16 protein-coding genes and 1 pseudogene are annotated in these 18,853 nt (G+C 48.5%); 1 reads left to right on the top strand and 16 read right to left on the bottom strand.

From position 1 onward, the window contains the following. From LKK83_RS28660 to LKK83_RS28590, 16 genes and pseudogenes are all read right to left on the bottom strand, one after another. Positions 1 to 1,343 (bottom strand): LamG-like jellyroll fold domain-containing protein (locus tag LKK83_RS28660; protein WP_324634875.1); only part of this gene is annotated, 1,343 nt, incomplete at its 3' end. Further along, positions 1,315 to 1,674 carry a DUF4347 domain-containing protein gene (locus LKK83_RS32455; RefSeq protein WP_442957382.1) on the bottom strand — a complete coding sequence of 120 codons (360 nt, stop codon included), beginning with the start codon at positions 1,672 to 1,674 and terminating at the stop codon, positions 1,315 to 1,317. The genes LKK83_RS28660 and LKK83_RS32455, both read right to left, overlap by 29 nt. A 127-nt stretch (positions 1,675 to 1,801) precedes the next feature. Beyond that, positions 1,802 to 1,924: pseudogene (locus LKK83_RS32450) on the bottom strand (hypothetical protein); the annotation flags it as partial. A gap of 786 nt (positions 1,925 to 2,710) precedes the next feature. Beyond that, the gene (locus LKK83_RS28650) at positions 2,711 to 5,134 is read right to left on the bottom strand and encodes a CAP domain-containing protein (RefSeq protein WP_324634873.1); all 2,424 of its coding nucleotides are present in this window, start codon (positions 5,132 to 5,134) and stop codon (positions 2,711 to 2,713) included. A 154-nt stretch (positions 5,135 to 5,288) separates the two neighbouring features. Next, complete coding sequence (locus LKK83_RS28645; protein ID WP_324634872.1) at positions 5,289 to 5,681, bottom strand: tellurite resistance TerB family protein; 393 nt, start codon at positions 5,679 to 5,681, stop codon at positions 5,289 to 5,291. A 188-nt stretch (positions 5,682 to 5,869) separates the two neighbouring features. Then, positions 5,870 to 7,489 carry a GH3 family domain-containing protein gene (locus tag LKK83_RS28640; protein WP_324634871.1) on the bottom strand — a complete coding sequence of 540 codons (1,620 nt, stop codon included), beginning with the start codon at positions 7,487 to 7,489 and terminating at the stop codon, positions 5,870 to 5,872. A gap of 127 nt (positions 7,490 to 7,616) precedes the next feature. Next, on the bottom strand, positions 7,617 to 8,642 hold the full coding sequence (locus tag LKK83_RS28635; protein WP_324634870.1) for an acyltransferase: 1,026 nt from the start codon (positions 8,640 to 8,642) through the stop codon (positions 7,617 to 7,619). Between the two features lie 65 nt (positions 8,643 to 8,707). Next, positions 8,708 to 9,454: a sterol desaturase family protein gene (locus LKK83_RS28630; RefSeq protein ID WP_324634869.1), complete on the bottom strand. Its 747-nt coding sequence runs from the start codon at positions 9,452 to 9,454 to the stop codon at positions 8,708 to 8,710. 30 nt (positions 9,455 to 9,484) lie between these two features. After that, positions 9,485 to 10,507: an aromatic ring-hydroxylating dioxygenase subunit alpha gene (locus LKK83_RS28625; RefSeq protein WP_324634868.1), complete on the bottom strand. Its 1,023-nt coding sequence runs from the start codon at positions 10,505 to 10,507 to the stop codon at positions 9,485 to 9,487. Further along, the gene (locus LKK83_RS28620; protein ID WP_324634867.1) at positions 10,504 to 10,827 is read right to left on the bottom strand and encodes a 2Fe-2S iron-sulfur cluster-binding protein; all 324 of its coding nucleotides are present in this window, start codon (positions 10,825 to 10,827) and stop codon (positions 10,504 to 10,506) included. The genes LKK83_RS28625 and LKK83_RS28620 overlap by 4 nt, the downstream gene beginning before the upstream one ends. Positions 10,828 to 11,011: 184 nt before the next feature. Next, complete coding sequence (locus LKK83_RS28615; protein ID WP_324634866.1) at positions 11,012 to 12,109, bottom strand: aromatic ring-hydroxylating dioxygenase subunit alpha; 1,098 nt, start codon at positions 12,107 to 12,109, stop codon at positions 11,012 to 11,014. Positions 12,110 to 12,187: 78 nt separating this feature from the next. Next, on the bottom strand, positions 12,188 to 12,676 hold the full coding sequence (locus LKK83_RS28610; RefSeq protein WP_324634865.1) for a hypothetical protein: 489 nt from the start codon (positions 12,674 to 12,676) through the stop codon (positions 12,188 to 12,190). A 30-nt stretch (positions 12,677 to 12,706) separates the two neighbouring features. Further along, on the bottom strand, positions 12,707 to 13,885 hold the full coding sequence (locus LKK83_RS28605) for a P-aminobenzoate N-oxygenase AurF (RefSeq protein ID WP_324634864.1): 1,179 nt from the start codon (positions 13,883 to 13,885) through the stop codon (positions 12,707 to 12,709). Positions 13,886 to 13,968: 83 nt separating this feature from the next. After that, the gene (locus LKK83_RS28600; RefSeq protein WP_324634863.1) at positions 13,969 to 14,778 is read right to left on the bottom strand and encodes a ferritin-like domain-containing protein; all 810 of its coding nucleotides are present in this window, start codon (positions 14,776 to 14,778) and stop codon (positions 13,969 to 13,971) included. Between the two features lie 219 nt (positions 14,779 to 14,997). After that, positions 14,998 to 16,059, bottom strand: a complete 1,062-nt coding sequence (locus LKK83_RS28595; RefSeq protein WP_324634862.1) for an aromatic ring-hydroxylating dioxygenase subunit alpha — start codon at positions 16,057 to 16,059, stop codon at positions 14,998 to 15,000. Positions 16,060 to 16,475: 416 nt separating this feature from the next. Next, the gene (locus LKK83_RS28590; protein ID WP_324634861.1) at positions 16,476 to 16,853 is read right to left on the bottom strand and encodes a hypothetical protein; all 378 of its coding nucleotides are present in this window, start codon (positions 16,851 to 16,853) and stop codon (positions 16,476 to 16,478) included. Positions 16,854 to 17,431: 578 nt separating this feature from the next. On the opposite strand from LKK83_RS28590, the gene LKK83_RS28585 reads away from it, so the two are divergent. After that, positions 17,432 to 18,808, top strand: coding sequence for an AAA-like domain-containing protein (locus LKK83_RS28585; RefSeq protein WP_324634860.1), 1,377 nt, complete (start codon positions 17,432 to 17,434; stop codon positions 18,806 to 18,808). The last annotated feature ends 45 nt before the right edge of the window (positions 18,809 to 18,853 follow it).

Raw genomic sequence — 18,853 nt, 5'->3', positions numbered from 1 at the left:
GTGGGCGTTCCACTCAGGGTTTCGGAAGCGGTGAATGTCACCGTTACCGTATCCCCCACTTTCGCCAAACTCGTGTCATTGGCATTATTTGAGGCAATGCTAACTGATGATAAGGTGGGGGCGCTGCTGTCGGAACCCAAGGTGTAATAGCCGTCTGCGAGGGCGCTCACATCGACGCCGCTAAAAACCACTTGATTTCCGCTAATGGTACCAGCAGAAACGCCCGTGACGGCGGAAAACGCCCCGGTTGCTCCACTACGGAACAGTAACGCATAACTGCCCCTGGGAGTGCTTCCCAATTCAGAAAAGTCAAAGGTCAGATCCACCGTGCCGTTGTTGGTATTGGCGTCGGTTTTATCCAGATACCACACTCGGTTCCAGCGATTGGTAGTGCCGGTGGGAATATCTGTGGTGACCAGTGAATTGGTGGCTTGATTGTGACCGAAGAGCAGATAGTCGCCGTTGTCTTGCAGATAGGTGTTATTGGCGATTGTTAAATCGGCAGAAGTGGCGCTGGTGTTGTTGCCATCGGCTTCCTGCCCAATTCCGGCTACATTCAAGTCATAATCGCCATTTGCTGCATCATCTCCAACATATTTATCCGTTGCGGTAGCTAGAGCATATTTGGAGCTGATGTAGTTATCGACAATGGTGCGCTTCGCAGTATTCAGAGCCTCGTTATAGATGAATACTTCGGCAATATCTCCACCCCAATAAGTGTCCGTATTAAGGTTGTAGCCAATATCTAGGGTTTTACCCGTTGGATCGAATGTGCCACTGTCAGTATCACTCAGGAGTAGATTTCCATTTTCATAGATGCTTTGGCCTGTGCCTCCGGTTTGAAAATGATAGGTATCAAATTGACCTAAAGTCACTCCAGTGGTAGTTTCCAACCGTCCGGCTCCCGATATGTCTCCATGATGGAACTTAAGGCTGGTCGGAAACAGGTGTAGATTGAGTCGGTTATTTATATCGTCTGTTTGTGCCTTTAATACAGCAGGATTACCCGCTTGTGCCGCATCTACTAGAGAGACAATATAGATTGAAACGTTGGAAGTGGCAAAATCAGCAGGAAGCGTGCCAGTGTTTAACCAGTCATCGGTACTGTCAAAACTGACAACAGGTAAACCATTGAGCTGATTCGTCACGTAAGTGGGCTGACTGGCAGCAGTACCTTGGGTGATATCCAGGTTGTTTCCCGACTGGTCTACCCATGCGCTGACGGCATTGCTGGTTTGGGTGACGCCAGCATCGCCTTTGAGCCACCATTTTAAGGTAGAGGTGCCATCAGTGGTTCCGACGCCCCCCGGCCCTTTACCGAGGATTCCCGGGTAATTGGCCATTACTTCCGGTAAAAATGCTAAGGCGGGTTGCTTGCTGGTGGTCTGTGCTGTAGTCGAGGTTCCAGTTGCCGCCTTTTGCGGGGTTCCCGATCGCAGTGGTGGAGGCGGCAATATTCGCCCCGGTGAGTTCGCGCAACAGGGAAAGCAAGGAAGTCTGGGAGGCAGCATCTGGGTCGATCGCCGCTACGTTACAGCCATAGATGAGGATGTCAGGATTCTCGCTGAGAACCTCTCGCCATTGTTCGATCGCTTCGCTGTAGCGGGTTTGCAGGGTTTCGCGGTTGAGGATGCTGTTGCCCAGGTAGAGGGTGTCGGCAGACCCGTGGGAGATAATGTGGATGGTACTGAGGGATCCGCTTTGGGATTCGATCCGCGCGATCGCGCCGCGTCTTTAACAGCTCAGCAATCTGCTGAATCCCATCTTCGTGGGGATGCAGTACCACCACTTCACACTGGGGGCGCACTCCAGGGACAAGTATTTCCCATTGCTCAACATGGGGGTCAACGATGACTAATTCCCTGACGCTCTTGCTCGAACCACAACTGATGCTGTGAAATCTTTCCTCAATCGAACCACTCATTTGCAACATGGTAAAGCTTTTCAATTCAATAACTGTGTTCAATTTCAACCGATGGGGCAACTTTTCGCCCTGCGCTTTGGACTGCGCCCGATGCCTCCCTAGATTGCAGGGTCATTTATTAGCTTTGGCAACTGATTTCTTCTGACTTGACCGAATACAGAGACCTCCTTTTTCTGCTCCCTTAGCTGATTAACATTTCCGTGCATCTTACCCAATTTTTCAGAAATATAAACTCTTTGCAATAAAAAAATCTATGTTATAGAAAATTTGCAAGAATTGAAGGAGCCTCAATGGTGATTTTTTTCTACAGTACCGATGGGATTTAGGGGTTTGCTTCAAGCAGATATAGGAAATTATTCTTAAGATCCGAGAAAGACCTTTCCCCGCTTTCAAGTCTGCTTTTTGCCAAACTACACCGCCCCTTAAAATTAAATTAGGGTGCTGGAAGCTCGCACTCCTAACGCTTGCAGGCTCGTTTTGGGAGGGTGATTTTCCTAGAAAGGGCGATCGAGCGTCTCTTTTCTTTCTGTTATCCCCATAGTTTAAGCTGCCCTCTGCCACCGATTTCTATCGAAGGCATTAGAGTCAGGTAAAGGGGTTATTTTTGTATTGCTCTGTTGCATGAAAAAATTGCCTCAGATCCGGGACTCCTCTCTAACTGGAATCCACCACCTATGGTAGTAAATGTGCTAAAATCATATTAAAGTTAGTATTCTCGCTGCCCGGGGAGTATGGTTGGGGAACCGACCGATCGCTCGCGAGGCGATCGGTCGGTACAACGTGAAGTTAGAGAACCACGAAATCGCCAGTGGTAATAATCACATCGCGGAATGCCGGGTCGATACCCACCAAAGTAGCCAACACCACAGAAGTATCGCTAGCCAGCACAATCGTGGTATCCGTGGGATTTTCCTCCACCGGTGCAGTCAGCAGCAGCGCATTGGGCGTCAACCCGCCGGCGAGTACCAACTTATCCGCATTGTCTTCAAAATCGGTAATCGTCACCTGAGCATCCGGTTGCAACACAAAGAAATCCCTTCCTGCGCCGCCGGTGTATTCGTTAATTCCCGGGCCACCATTGAGACTATCGCTACCGTCGCCGCCGTCGAGGGTATCGTTATCCGCCCCGCCGATTAACAAATCGTTACCGCCATCCCCGGCCAAATTATCCGGTCCATCGCCGCCGTCGATGCGGTCTGCGCCGTCACCGCCGGTGATAATATCGCTGCCGAGTTCGCCCACCAGACTATCGTCTCCGGTACCGCCGTCGATGGTGTCGTTCCCGTCGCCGCCGGAAATGCTATCGGTGCCATCATCGCCGCTGAGATTATCGTTCCCGCCTTCCCCGAAAACCAGGTCATTTTCAGCGCCGCCGGCAATAAAGTCTTCCCCGATCCCGCCAAACAAGGTATCGTTCGCCGCACCGCCGTCTAGGCTATCGTTGCCTTCATCACCTAACAACAGATCCTCATCTTCACCCCCTTCTAGCACGTCGTTTTCGGTGCCGCCACTGAGGGTATCGGCTCCTTCATCTCCTCGCAGGGTATCGCTGCCGGCAGCACCGGAGAGAGTATCGGCATCGCCGCCCCCTTCCAGGATGTCATCGCCGACGTCGCCGAGCAGGGTATCATTGCCTATGCCTCCTGACATTGTATCGTTACCCGCTTCTCCAAATAACACATCGTTCGCGTCGAGTCCATTTAACACATCATTTCCCTCGCCGGCGAACAAGGTATCGTTGCCCAAGTCTCCCGAGAGATAATCATCTCCGTCTTCAGCAAACAACAAATCGTTGTTTTTGCCGCCAAACAGGGTGTCATTGCCGACACCGCCTCTGAGACTATCGTTACCTTGATTGCCGTTAAGAAAGTCGTCCCCTTCTTCGCCGCCTAACACATCATCATCATCTAGACCGAACAAGGAGTCATTCCCCTCACCGCCGGCGAGGGTGTCGTTCCCGAGATCGCCAAACAGTAAGTCGGCATCGCCGTCGCCAAATAACTGATCGTCGTCTTTACCACCATAAAGGGTATCGTCCCCGTCACCGCCGGCGACGCTATCGTTGCCTTGATTCCCATTGAGAAAGTCGTTTCCGGAGTTGCCAAAGACGCGATCGACTCCCGCCCCCCCAAATACTTGGTCGTTTCCATCGCCGCCAAATAGCTCATCGTTGCCCAGGTCGCCGAACATGACATCGTCGCCGCTTTCGCCTACCACACTATCGTTGTCTTTCCCGCCATAAATGGTATCGTTTGCGCTACCGCCGTTTAGAATGTCATTGCCTTGGTTGCCGTTGAGCAAATCGTTGCCCACTTCGCCGATTAAACTATCGTTACCTTCGTTCCCGAACAGTTGGTCGTCGGCATCCCCCCCAGTGAGGGTGTCGTCTTCGGATCCGCCAAACAGTTGGTCGTTGCCTTCCCCCCCTTGGAGCAGATCTACTCCTTGTTCCCCGGCGAGAAAGTCGTTCCCGCTTTCCCCATCGAGGGTGTCGTTGCCAAGACCGGCAATCAGTTGGTCGTCTCCTCCACCACCGAGGAGTAGGTCGTTCCCAATTCCGGCGTTGAGAATGTCGTTGCCAATTCCGCCGAGGAGTTGGTCGTCGCCTTCTTCGCCGTTGAGGATGTCGTCTCCTTGGTTGCCCTGTAGCAAGTCGTTTCCGGCCCGACCGAATATTAAATCGTTGCCGCCATTGCCAAACAGGGCGTCGTTGGCGATACTGCCTTCGATGGTGTCGTCGCCGATACTGCCTTGCAGGGTGTTGGGGGCGTTGAATCCTACAATGTTACTGCCGGGGGTACGGGCGGCGACCACTAAACTCCAGTAATGGTTGGGGTTGAAGGTGCCGGTGTCGTTTTGCAAGAAGAAGTACCCGACACCGAGATTCTCGACGCCGGTTTTGAGCAGGGTGCCTCGCTGTCCGGGATCGTTAAACCAACTTGCGACGATTTGTTCGGGGGTGGGAAATGAGGCCCCGATGTTTTCTTGGAAGGCGGTGAATTGATATCCCAGGGAGAGCAGACGACTAGCGGTGGTGGATCCATCGGAACCGGTGAGACTGAAAAAGTCGTTGTCCGCCATGTCTTCGGCGTGGAATTGCGCGGCGCGGACTAGTTGGGAATCCACGGTTAAGGGGGGTAAGTTCGCTTCGGCGCGTCTTTGATTGACTAGGGTAACAACCTGATTGATGAATTCGGGGTTGGTTGCCATTGCGATTTTTCTCCTTTTGGCCTGTTTGCCTGATTGTTCCTCAAAACATAATGCCCCTTTCACGTGCTAAATGCCAAAGAGGAGGTGATTTTGGGGTGGGGGACTCTGGTGTGAAGCCTTTCGCTGGGGGTGCGGTGGCGATCGCCTCTGCTGGTTAGCTGTCGGGTTCTTCCGGTAATTCCAGGACTTGGCGCAGGTGTTGCAAAAAGGCTTCTTCCGTGGGATGATATTCTCCATCGGACCAGATGATTTCCTTGGCCACCTGAAACGCTGCAGAGCGCAGTTCTGGGGGTAGGGTTTCTTTGGCTTTGACAATGGTGGTTTCGATGCCTTTGCGTCTGACCAGTTCGAGCAGGAAATTGAGCATTTTGTTCTTCCGTTGCTGGGAATATCCTTTGAATAGCGGAATTTCTGAGAGCAGCAATAACAGATGCTCCATTTCATCGGGGACGAGTAAATTATCGGCGGCTAACGCACATACCCCGATCGCCGCAAAGGCTTCGGCTTTTGATAGGGAAATGTTGTCAAAGTCTCTGGAATTTAACATCTTTTTAAAGGCGTCCACGGTGCTGTTCTCCTCACGATTCTTGATGGTTTTCCGGGGATTGAAAAGGTCGGGTAAATTAATCTATTATCATACCATTGGCGCAGATGTCACCCCTGGACGATCGCCCGACAATTGAGCGGGAAAATTTCTCGCCACTCTCCAGGCTTTCATCGCAAATTTTCCCGGATTTAGGCTAGGCTGGAGGGTTGAGAGCTGCCGCTTTTTATGCAGTGTTTTTCGAGTTCGGCGAGAAATTTTTCTTCGATGGGCGCGATCGCCAGCACTTCGGGTTTCAAATCTCCCCATTTCTTTCCCCCATCGGTGCGGTATTGCGCCATGCGATTGGGCATTTGCGGCGAAATCAGCACCCGCGCCGCCGATAGCTGTCCGATCGCTCTGGCTTTGCAATAGTGCGGCGATCGCATCAGTTCTGCGTCGAATTGTTGCGCGATCTCCTCCGCTGACCGATTCGCCCGGTCTAACAACAACAGATAATGAGCTGTGGGTTTCGTCGCGCTCACCACTATCTTAAAAAATGTGTCGGACACGTTCAATCTTTTAATTATATCACAAACAAAACTTTCGTGCAACTTTTCTCCCACTAAATCGCTGGTGGCTTTACAGCGTCCGATAAATTCTAAGCAAGGGGTTTGCCGATAAAAATGGGTGACGCGGATGCGATCGCCGATTCGATAGCGATACAGTCCCCCTTTCTGAGAAATAATCACTGAGTAAGCTTCTCCTACCCTGACGTTTTGCAGGGGAAAAATCCTGCCGCAATTGTCTTCAAATTCAAAAAAAACCTCATCGAGTATCGGCACAAATCCTCCGGCGGCAATTAAGGGAATGGTCATCGGCGCTTCGGTCGCCAGCAGTCCTTTTCCCTGCACCAATACTTGAGGAAATTGCCTTCGCAAACCCTCAGCTTGTTGGGCAGAATGAGCGCTATCCCAACAAGAAATTAATTTTAAATGCGGCCAAACTTTTGACCAGGGAATCTCCGATTGCTCTAACAAGACGGCGCGAAATACAGAAATTCGCCCTCCCAAATTCTCTACCAGTCGCTTGTGATTTTGCGCGATATAATCCAAATGAATCTGGAGAAAACTCGGACTCCAAATCGAAATAATCTCTAGGTTTTCTTCCGCTAACAGTGCCAAACAGAGCTTTTCTTTAAACTCCGCTACATCTCGGATGCGATTTAATCCCGCAGGCGAAACGAGAAAAGGACGCAGGAACCAGCGCAACCACTCTTCTAAATAGTCGGAATCATCTTCCAGTCCCCGCGTTACTTGGCTTTCGGTTTCGCGATCGCCCACTTGCGGAGAAATGCAAAAATACAATTTCCCCGTGCAAAACTCGGGTCCGTTTTTAATTAAGTCTTCCGCCCAAATGCAGAAGAGATGATGGAAACTCCGCCGCAGAGATTTCGAGTAGGGAATCCATTTCGCTGTCCCCCGACTCCCGGATGTTTTCTCGTAAAATAATATCGGTTCTGGTGTCAGACTACTTCGGCGATCGAGCTTTTTTTTCGATGCTTCACTGTTACCATTCCTTCCAGGAGTTTCTATCCAAGATTTAATCTCGTCGTACTCTACAATCGGAATCCGCTGCCAGTTTTCTGCTGGATTTTTCCACCCTTCCTCGGCAATTCCCAGGGATTTTCCGTACTCACTGGCGGCGAGTCGGCGCAACAGTTCCCGTTGAACGAGTTCCTGTGCGGTTTGCGGATTTTCCAGCGCTTTGCGAAATCGCTTCGCGTGGGATTGTAGCAGTTTTGCAAATAATTTTATCGTCAATCGAATCATCGGTTTTAAAATTTAATTAAATATTTTTTTCTCAGTAGGGGGGGTGCCTCAACCGACAATCTTCACCCATTGCACTCTATCCATTACAAGTTTCAATAACCTGCAAAATAGCAAATAACCCTGAGAATTAAGCGCTGGGATTAATTTTTTTGTTGGGGAATAAATCGCTGGTGACGGGGATGTAGGAACCATCGGAAATTGTCACGCCAGGTCCGAGGCGAGAGGCGGAACCGATAAAAGCATCGTTGCCGATTTTTACGGTTTTGACATAGAGCATTAAATCTTGTTTTTTGGGTTTGATAATATGGGAATAGATGCCGACTTTATGACCGATAACTGCGCGATCGCCGATTTCAATCGCTCCGCGATCGGCAATTTCTAACTCGGGCATCCAATAAATCCCGCGACCCACTTTTGCTCCCCACAATCGCAACCACAGGGAAAATGCACCGGGAATCAAACGCAGCAGGGATTCAAGTGCGGGAAAGGCAATGTAAATCAGTTGGATTTGGTGACTTCCCCACCAGGGAGAATATTGGCGACGGCGCAGATAGCTAATCCCTTCTTTTACGGGATAAAAATACTGGTGAATCCGATAAACAAGCAGGGGAAATCCATACAATGAAAAGAGAAGTACCAATAAGCTAAATAGTCCCGGTTGCGCGCAGAGAAACAGGAAAGCGGCGAGTGCTATTCCCATCACCAACAGGGGAAAAAATGAGAAAAAGGTACTTAATGGGGTCATGCCGGTTTTGATTTTGGCGGGAAAATTGAGCCGGGACCAGAAAGAAGGGGGAAATAATTGGTCTGGGGAATGACGGGGAAGCGCTTCGGCGGTCAAGGTTAATATTTCGCGAGTCTCTAAAGTGAGGTTATTTAAGTCGGATTCGGGAAGCAATTCGCTTTCCCGCAGGAGTTCTATCCAGTATAGACATTCCTCTGCTTTGGTGGCGAGGTGGTTGAGGTAAGTGAGAGTTTCCCGGCGCGATCGCGATCGACGGGCGGCGCGATAATGGGCACCCACCGCCGTGGCGCAATTCACCCATTGCTTGCCGATTTCTGCTGCGGTGGAATTTTCCGGAAGCGATCGCGCCAGTCGAATCGCTTCTAAGGCGAAATTTTTGGTTCTGAGTTGAAATTCTTCTTGGTTCATTCTACTGCATTTAGAGCGAATCTCGAGTTAAATTGCGGGGAAATGGAACCGCCAATTTTGGCAAATTAACCTTCAACTTTATCCCAGTAAAATGGCCAAACGAGTTTTTGGATTAAACTCAGATGGGTTTCGATTCCCAGGGATTCCGGTGCGGTTTCGCACTCCCAAGCCGTTTTATGTATTTTATCCCAAAGTTTGAAATTTGCACCATAATTCTTGTGAGTGGCGCTGCTGGTGTGGTGCCATGCATGATCTTGCGGTAAAATCAACCAGGGCGATAGCACCCGATGCAGTGCGGAACCCGGTGTCGGTTCGATGTCGCTGTGACGCCACAAATCCAGCGCCGAAGTCAGACTCACCCCCGCCACATAAGCGGTTGGATCTTGCAGCAAATAGATAAACAAAGCATGAACCCACAGATAAAGAATCAGAAAACTAGTCCATAACGTGTTGCGAGAAGTGCCGAGTACGTGGCGTTGGGTCATGGTGTGATGAACCCAATGCAAGGGCCACAATTGCCGCGCATGCAGCAACCGATGATTCCAATAATACAGGTAATCTACAGCAACAAAACTGAGTAAAAAATCTGCCACTGGATGCCATATCAGGCAATCGCAATACTTGGGAAAAAGAACGACATAAAGCTGATAAATTACGGCAATTTGCAGGAAGGGAATTACCACCCCCTGCACGAACAAACCCATACCATCGAGCAGCCAATCTTCGCGGCTTTTTGCTTGCAAGCTATCTCGACCGCGAGCCGTTGCTACTGTGATTGCCATCAAGGTAAAAAATGCAATAAACACTGGCATAATATTTCTAGGGGAGTATTGTTAAAAAATTCACACCCAAAAGGTGAGGTTAACCGTGCGATCGCGAAGGTTTCGCGGGTCTTTTCCGGCAGCAATTTGCTCGATAATCGACTCTAAAAACACGTGAATGGTATCGGCTGGGGTGTTAGAAAACTGCGTGCCGTATTTTTCAATTGTATCTTGTTGCACGGCCAAAATTTCCACATCTTGGCGGATAATATATTGGGCGGTCCAGCGAACGAAAGGACGCGCGAGTTTGTTCCAAATTCCATAATTAAAGGTTACGTCGGTGTAAACTAAGGTGGAGTTTTCGGATTCGGGGATAGATTGACTGGTGATAAAAAACCGCCGTTTTGGGCCAAAATCGTATTCCACACAGGTGACGTTTGGCATGTGAAAACTATCGGTATGGCGAATTTTTGAAGCTTGAGGATTGAGAAATTTGGCATACCAACCGAGATTGGTGGTTTCGTTGCGATACTCGACAAAAACCGATCCGTTGCGTCGTTCTACGGTCATTTCTAGTTGTTGTTTGCGCGGGTTGCGGAATACGCCGGGATGCACGGAAGCGGTATGAGGAATATCGATAAAATTTTCCGCACAGTTGGTGACGCTATTGCGAAATCGGTTAATGACGCGCAGGGTTTCCCATCCGGGTTTACCGTAGTATGGCATGGGAAAGGGTGGGAATTCTTCTGTGGGCGTTTCGCAAAGTCGGACATAAATATAGCCGTCTTTTTCTTGGGTTGGGTAGCGTGGGGTGCGGCGAGATGAGCGGGATTTGAAGTTTTCTCCTTCGGCGGGAACCGCCACCACTTGTCCGGTTTTATCGTAAACCCAACCGTGATAGGGACAGTGAATTTTTCCCTGGCAAACTTTACCGGGGGAGAGGCGACTATTGCGGTGCATGCAGCGATCGCGCAATGCTACGGGGGAGCCATTTTCGGCGCGAAAAATCACCAACCATTCCCCTAAAACCATGCGCGAAAGTGTTGCATTGGGTTTGAGTTGTTCGCTTAATGCGATCGCATACCAAAAATCCTCAAATTTCACAGTTCCTCCCGATAAAGCGTAATTTCAATATCGTTCGTCAGGGCTATCTGACAGGCTAATCGCGCCTGCGGATTTTCCGGTGCAAGCATTTCTAACACTTCTTTTTCTTCCGGACTCGGTGGCGGAATTTCTCCCTCCACCAGTACCAAACAAGTGCCACAAATTCCCGTGCGACATCCAAACAAAACCGGGGAATTTTGCACCGTCAAATGTTCGGACAGGTTTTGATAAGGTTCTAACGTGATGGCTGGGTAATTCGTGCCGGGAAATCGGACAATACAGGGGCGATCGCTCATTCCTAACTCTCTTTTAATCTTCATTCCTTTCTCTCCTTCTCTCGTTTCTCTCCTTCTCTCCTTCTCTCGTTCCCAGGCTCAGCCTGGGTACGCCAATTCGGAGGCTCTGCCTCCTAAACCCCTTAAAATTCGCATTTTTTACACCGATTATTTTATTTGTTATCACTAATTTAATAGTGGAATGGTGTTCCTTCCCCAAAGTACATAATTAATGGGATTTGTTGTTGCAGCTGGCTTTTATTTTTTCTAGAGATTGCCAATGTTTAGACCAAATAGAGGGAGAGAGGCGATCGACATAGTTCATGTATTGGACTAAGGGCGTATCGATATCGAGCAATGTATTGGGATGATAGCGAATATTATCGTAAATTTTACCATCTTCTCCCTTCAAAAATAGATAGAATAAGCGCGTCAACTCGAGTAAAATGCGCGTCACCAGTATTCCAAAAATTCCGCCTCTTTTTGCTGCTACATAAATCGGCTGAATTCGGGTGCGCCCGGGTGCCACGGGAGTATAGGCATAAATCATGTGCAACGGCGGAAAGAGTTTAACGTTTTTCATCATAGTCAGCAGTCCGATACATCCGTCCGCATACCGCATGGTATAGGCATATTTTTCCCCTAAAACCCGTCGCACGATCCGTTCTTTGCGGGTGGAATGGGGAAACTCTCCGGAGAGGGTAAAATCGATTTGCGTACCGGATTGATTTTGCTGCAATGACAGATTCATGTTAATATTTAATTGATGCACGGTTCGCAAATGTTGTGCGTCGATGCCATTCATCATGCAAATGTGATGGTGACACTGGCGTTCAAAGGCTTTATCGGCAATTGTCATTAAGGGTTTGCCTTTGAGTTCGTCAAATTCTGCCACGGTTTCTGGTGCTTTGGCATCGGGATATACCCAGATAAACCCATATTTTTCATCGGTGGCATAAGATTGCAGCCGTGCTTTTTCCGGAATGGTGGATTGACAGGGAATATCCCGACAGTTTCCCGCGCCATCAAATGCCCAATGATGGAAAAAACAGCGGATAAAATTGCCATCGACGCGCCCAATTCCTAAATCGGTTCCCAAATGCGGGCAATAGGCATCTAATGCGCGCGCGGTGCCATCAGTTCCGCGAAAAACAACGATTTTTTGCCCGCAAAGTTCTAAGGATTTTATCTGCGCTTTTTGCAGGGATTTGCTGGAACAAGCAATGTACCACCCTTTGGCCACGATGTCCCAGTTATTAAAGATTGGTCGAGGGATAATCGGTTGCGTATTTTGGTTTTGAAGGGGGTGGGGATTGGGCGATCGCATAGTTGGTTTTTGGCTTTAGTTTGTAGCGCAGCAGGCAGGCGTTCGGGAGGTCCGTTCCCCCCCTGGGGGGAACGAGAATTAGTCGGGATTGGTGTTGAATTCTTGGGGTTCGGGACTTTCGGTGAGGGTGGTTTGCTCGACTTCATCGATTTCAGAGGACAAAAATAGTCCAACTAGGAAAAAGCCGATCGCGATCGGGCCGGCAATTAATGGGGGGCGTCCCGGCGTATTTAAAATAATCGTCAATCCGGCATAATTCACGATTAAAATTGCCGGAATGCCAATGGCGGGAATGGCCCAGCGCGCCCACTGTTCGCCGTTGCGAAAGGGAATCCACAATAAAACGGCTAGGGAAATTGCGGTAAACAAATATCCGCCGCCGCACACTTTTAACAAGGATAAAAATTGCACCTGTAGCCCTTCATTGAGTTCGGACCAGGATGCGCCGATCGCGGCTTCTTGATAGGGTAACAGTTGTGGCGTAAACAGGTACACCACGGCTACAGATGCCACAATTAAAATGCCGAGGGTGTAGCAGGCGAGGGAAAGTTTGGTTTTTGTCTTCATATTTTCTCCGGTTTTTGCTAATTTATGTCATCATTCAAATTTGGCAAATGCCTGTTTTTGAAGGCTGAGATATTTGGACAGGGAATTTGCGGCCATTATCTCCATTTCCCGGTTGCTTTTCCAAGCGTAATCGACCTTTTCGAGATAGACTTTATAAGATGCGATCGCCTCCTCATGGGTTTGACAACTGCGATGCAGACCCAGAGATTCTTCGGTAAAGCAGCGTCGCATCATCTCTTTCGCTTCGCGATCGCTCATCCCGAAAATCTCCGAACACAACACCTGATAAATTGCCGGATAAAGTGCCGGATCGTACCAAAATATTCCGTTAATCGCCACGGAAAAATGATAGTGGTCTTTCTGACACCCCCGTAACCCCAAATTGGCCACGAACTGCTCGAATGCCGTGGGATTTTTCAGACACTTTACCACATCATGGGATAAAATTGTCGAACTATTAAAATGAAAGCTCTCGTCCATAAAATGATAGTAAGAGATTTTAGCCGGAATTGGCGCTTTCTCTTTCTCGGGATGGGTTTGGTAATAGCCACTGAGCTTGTGCTGTACCAGCTTTCCATTTAGGGTTCGCACCCCGCGCACGGTGAAATACTGACAGGCGAGAAAGGTATTTCCGGAAGAAAGCAACCCGAAACACTGCAGTTGCAGTTTTTTCCACCAAGTTTTGAGGACATTTGTATCTGCATATACCATCGTTTCTCCATAAGGACCGCGCATCGGGTAGGTAAAAATTCGCTTGCCAAATAATGCCGATTCTACCTGTTCGGAGACGGTTTTAAAGGCGCTGATATGGGTTCTCTCTTGCGCCGATTCCAGGTCTAGCATATCGCAAATTAGGCGAAAATCTTCTTGGGCGTAAAGTCCAGCGGCGCTGGTTTGATTGAATAAAATTGTGGCAATTTCGGCGGAGATAATTTGCGAATAATAGGCGACCCAATAGAGATGATTGAGGATAATTTTTTGAGAAGCACTCGCCTGGTCCCATAACGGCGTGCCATAAAGCAGGGAAAATTCCTCCGGATTCCAATACTCGTTTTTGCAGGTTTCGTAGTGGAAAGACTGCGCCGCTTCATCCAGCATTTCGGTGCGGTCTTGCTGTTTGTTTCGCTGGTAATTTAGTTGCAGTTTGCGATAAACTTTTTCGCTTTCTCGCAAGGTGTTGGTTGTGGGTTCGTTAAATAGGGTTTTCATGGAGTTTGCCTTAATTATAAACTTAGGATAAATCAAAATACTGCGAGTTCAATTGCCTGGGTGTGGTTGCTGAAAAACGGGGATTATGATTCAACCGATCGCAGGCAGTCTTCGGGAGAAAATGGCTCGAATGCCCCTTGTATTTCTAAGCGGTGAACGATGGGCGAGGCGGTTTTGCCCTGCATGAGCGATCGCAGCAATTTTAGCCGAGTTCCGCTTTGAGTTTCGGTATCTAATTCGGTCAATATTCTGACTTTTTGCGGGGGGGATAAATGACCTTTGACGCGGGCGATCGCGCTCACTACGCTTTGCGGCCCGACTTGTACCATTCGCAAAAATAAGGCCAGAATTTCGGCGATCGCATCTCGACTCGATGGCGACAATGACCGGCGATCGAACAACATCATCCCGGTTCCGTGGTGATGCGCTTCTTCTTGCAAAAACCCGCGAAACATCTGCGCCACTTCTGCATTTTTGCACCCTTTCGCCAGATTCCGATAGTGACTCAAACCCCACCCTTCCAATACGACCTGAATGACAAACAACAAAACGCTTTTATCTTCATTTTCCACCACAGTGGATAACAGGCGCAAAAAAGCTCTCTCCTGTCCTCCGATATAGTCTGGTTTGATAAAGCGGCTAATCTGTGCCAAATGACTGGCTTCATCTGAAGCAAACAGTCCGTAAAGCATTCTTTCTTCCGTAGTTTGCGCCAGCATGACCATTTTGGCCATGTAACCCACCCCTGCTTTTTCGATAAAATAGGCTTCTTCCAGGAGCGATCGCGTGCAAAGCTGCAAGATTTTCTCTTGTTCAGCCCCACTAGAATCGCGAAAAATTTTTACCTTGTCCAACCCAAAATAACCCGCCTCCCACAGAGATTGCACGGGCACTGCTGGAGCCTGAAAATTATCCCTGAATCGGTGTTTTAAGGCAGAATTCAAAAGGCAATTTAGCTTATCTTCTGCGCCACTAGCTGGCAACTCAAATCCCGATATACTATAGAATTTTGTGGGTAAATTAACCATATTTTTCCTAATATTTTGGCAGAAAAGTAACTGAATATCTCCGGGATAGGCAACTGATAGCAAACGAAAAGATTGCCATGTGGATTAGCGCTCTACCGCTTGCCAAGTTTCCCAGGTTAAAGCGGTTTGCCCTTCCAGATGGTCGATAAACTCGATAATCGATTTATCCGCTTTCGTGGGGGTTTTGAAATCAAACTTAATCGTTTGAAAAATTTGCGTATCTCCTTTGGCAAAATAATTTCCCACTATCCAGGTTATCCAAAGCACGAAGCGATTGAATATCCATCCCCACAATCCCGGGCGTTTTTGGGTGAGTAAAAGCGTCTGCCCCTCAGTTTTGCCCGTTTCAGTTAAGCGCAGGGCGAACATAATGTGAAAGTGAAAAAAGTCCGGACCGAGGGTGACGGTACCGATGCTGCCATACCAATAACACATTTTATAGGTGACTTCATTTTGGTAAAGGGGACGAATCAGTTTGACGAACCAGGAATCATCGCCGCCCCGGGTAATATTGCTAAACGTAATGGCATTTTCGGGGAGTTCTTTTTTTTGGAAAACGATATCCACCGGCAGGTTATGAACGGTGTTAAAGTGGTGGGCGTCAATGGCATTAATCATCACCACATTCGGGTGACAATTTTTCTCAAATCGCGCGGCCAACATCACATCACAACTGTCCTCTTTTAATTCGGGCACAAAGGGAATGGGTTGCTGCGCTTCTTCGCCCGTCCACACCCAAATCATGCCGTATTTTTCTGCTGTGGGCCAGGTTTTTATGGTGACGGAAACTGGTTTTCCCAAGCAAGGACTGTCTACGCAAATTCCGTCAGCGTCGAATTTCCAATTGTGGAAAAAACAGCGCAACCCATTCCCCTCGACTTTTCCTTCGGCGAGGTGAGCGCCCATGTGAGGACAATAGGCATCTACGGCGAAGACTTTGCCCGCTTCGCCGCGATAAATGGCGATTTTTCTCCCTAAAAGGGTGATGGGTTTGACTTGACCCGGTTTCAATTCGCGGGATGGAATTGCCCAGTACCATCCTTGGATAAATCGTTGGGAATGGTTGAAAATTTGGGCATCGCGTAGGGAAGCAATGGAGTGATTAAAATCGGTTGTTTTTTCGGAGTTGAGTTCGATCGCGGCCATGATTGGTGTAAAGTTGCTTTCGTCACAGGGGAATGGATAAATATTGGTTTGATTATAGCGGATTCCCTGAAATCGACAAGTGACGGGGGCGACGTTGATTTTTGATGGGCGGCGGCGATCGCGGCGCAGACAGCGGTTAGCGCCGGGGTTTGGGGCGCAGATTCGTCCAGTTGAAAAACTGGATCCTTTTTATCGGAATTCTCCCGATCGCGCGGCTATTCTAGAGAAAGAAATCACTGAAGCGAGTCTGAATTTTTCAATTAATAAACCAATGGCAATTCAAGTGCAAAACAAATCCAAAATAAGATTTTATATCGATTCAATTAAGAGATATAAAAGACAGAAAAATTCCCCATCTCGCGGGCTAGGAGAAGGGGATCGGGAAAAAGTTTCCTGTTCCGGGCAAATTTTATCACTTACTTAACCAATCGATCGGTACCGAAATTTTTATCTTTTACTTTAAAGCAAAAAACTTCCTGGCGATCGCGCCAAACCACGAATTGTACCAGAGATTCGGGAATGCTCATCCATCCATTTTCCATTAATTTAAACATTCCGCGAACGAATCGGGGGTCATTCATCGTGGAGGCATATTCTTGGAAAAGTTTTAACTCCTGTTCCGGGGTTAATCCGGCAATGTTAACGCGAAAAGCCGGTTCGATATCGATTAACTCGCAACCGCATGAGTCGTAGATTTCGATAAAATCATCCGGCGTTAAGCCCCATGTAGGCACTCCTTGCGGAAACAATTCTTGGAATTGGTTATCCGATTCCGTCAAATAAGCATAGTACATAGCACCCTCCTAGGTGAACTTTTGTTTAGATAACAGGCGATCGCCGATGACTTTTGATGACCTGGATCCGGTCGCTGAAGTCAAGAAACCGTAACATTCGGGTTTCGGCTGGCGATCGCGTATGACTTTCCAATACTTTTCGCCTGTGCAGATATCCGGAGAGAAAAAAAAATTTTTTGACAAATTTTCTCCCTCGATAAATAAAGATTTGTTATAACCAGAATAATTACTCTAATTTTGCAATTTATCTGTTGCTGATTGTTTAGGGGTAAATCGCTGAAGCTATTACCCTACAGGGATTTACGACACCTATTCCCGGAGTTGCTCCGGCTTTTTGTAGTGCATTTATTTCGTGACAGCGAAAATTGCACCCCTCCCCGACGCGCCAGGGCGGGTCTCGACCGTGGTTCCATGCGGATCCCCTCACCGTCCGCAATGGATCCGCAGTGGGCAAACCCCAGCCACTCAGCATACACCACGGGCCACACCCGAGCAAGAGACTTGCGCGCCGACTTTGATATAATACGGACTAATACTAAACCCAGCCTATCTTTATTTTTTGAAAAAAATTACGCTTTATGCTAGAAAAAGAAATTAACTTTGAAGAAGCATTTAAAGTCGCCGACGAGGCCATTTTTGCCCAAAGCGGAAAGCATATCAGCGATATTGAAATGAAAATTTTTCGGGGGGCGTGGCAAGATAAAACCTACGAACAAATTGCCGAAAATACCGAGTATGCGGCGAATTACCTACATCGAATGGTGGGCAAAAAGTTTTGGGACCGACTCTCGGATGCTCTCGGGGAAAAAGTCAGTAAAAAAAATTTCAAAACTGCCTTGCAAAGACGGTGGCAAATGTCCCAGGAAAGCGTCGATCGCAGCTTTATCGCCACGCCAACCGAGGCGATCGCCACACCTTGTTTGGAATTTTCCGAAGGAACCGTTCCCCTAAATTCGCCATTTTACGTGCAGCGTCACCCCATCGAAGAACGCTGTCAGCAGGCGATCGCGCAACCGGGAGCACTTCTGCGGATAAAAGCCCCCCAACAAATGGGCAAAACCTCTGTGCTCGATCGCATTCTCGATCGCGCCCGCAACGCCAACTATCGCACCGTTACGCTGAGTTTCGATTTAGCCGATAGCACCGTTTTTACCGATTTGCGGAAATTTTTGCAGTGGTTTTGTGCCAGTGTGGGACAACTGTGCGGTTTACCCAATAAATTAAGCGAATATTGGGATGATATTTTTGGCTGCAACAACAATACCACCGTTTACTTTGAAGAATATATCTTACCCGAATCCACCACGCCGTTAGTGTTAGCTTTAGATAAAGTAGATGTGGTGTTCGAGCATCCCGAAATTGCCAGCGATTTTTGTCGCTTATTGCGCGCTTGGTACGATATTGCCAGACGCAGCGATCGCCGAGGCGCAATTTGGAAACAACTGCGCTTAATCGTGGTTCATTCCACCGAAGTTTATAGCGGTCTGGATATCAATCACTCCCCCCTTGCCAACCTCGGCGCAGTGGTGTCTTTACCCGAATTCACCCCCGCGCAGGTGCAGGATTTGGCCAAGCGCTATGGACTCGAGTGGGAAAGCGACACCGAACTTCAACCCCTGCTCGACATTATCGGCGGACATCCTTATTTAGTTAGAAAAGCCTTCGATTATCTCTACCGAAATCGGATTTCTTTTCTGGAATTTGCCGCGATCGCCGCCACGGAAGCCGGCCCATTTGGCGACCACCTGCGACAACATTTGTGGAACTTACAACACCATCCCGAACTCGCCGCCGCCTTCCGCGATGTGGTGATGGCGAATAAACCGGTGAAAATTTCTTCCGAACGAGCTTTTAAACTCTATAGCATGGGATTGGTGCAACTTCAAGATAATAATGTCACCCCCCGATTCGAGCTATATCGACAGTATTTTTCGGTTCGTCTGGCTTTAACTTAACTCCGATAGCCGATGGAAAAAATTCCTCCTCCGGTTTGCAGCGCT

It is taken from the genome of Phormidium sp. CCY1219 (genome assembly GCF_035615515.1).
Taxonomy (GTDB): Bacteria; Cyanobacteriota; Cyanobacteriia; order Cyanobacteriales; family Laspinemataceae; genus CCY1219.
The sequence above is the reverse complement of the archived record's forward strand: the minus strand, read 5'-3'. Positions and strand labels throughout refer to the sequence as shown.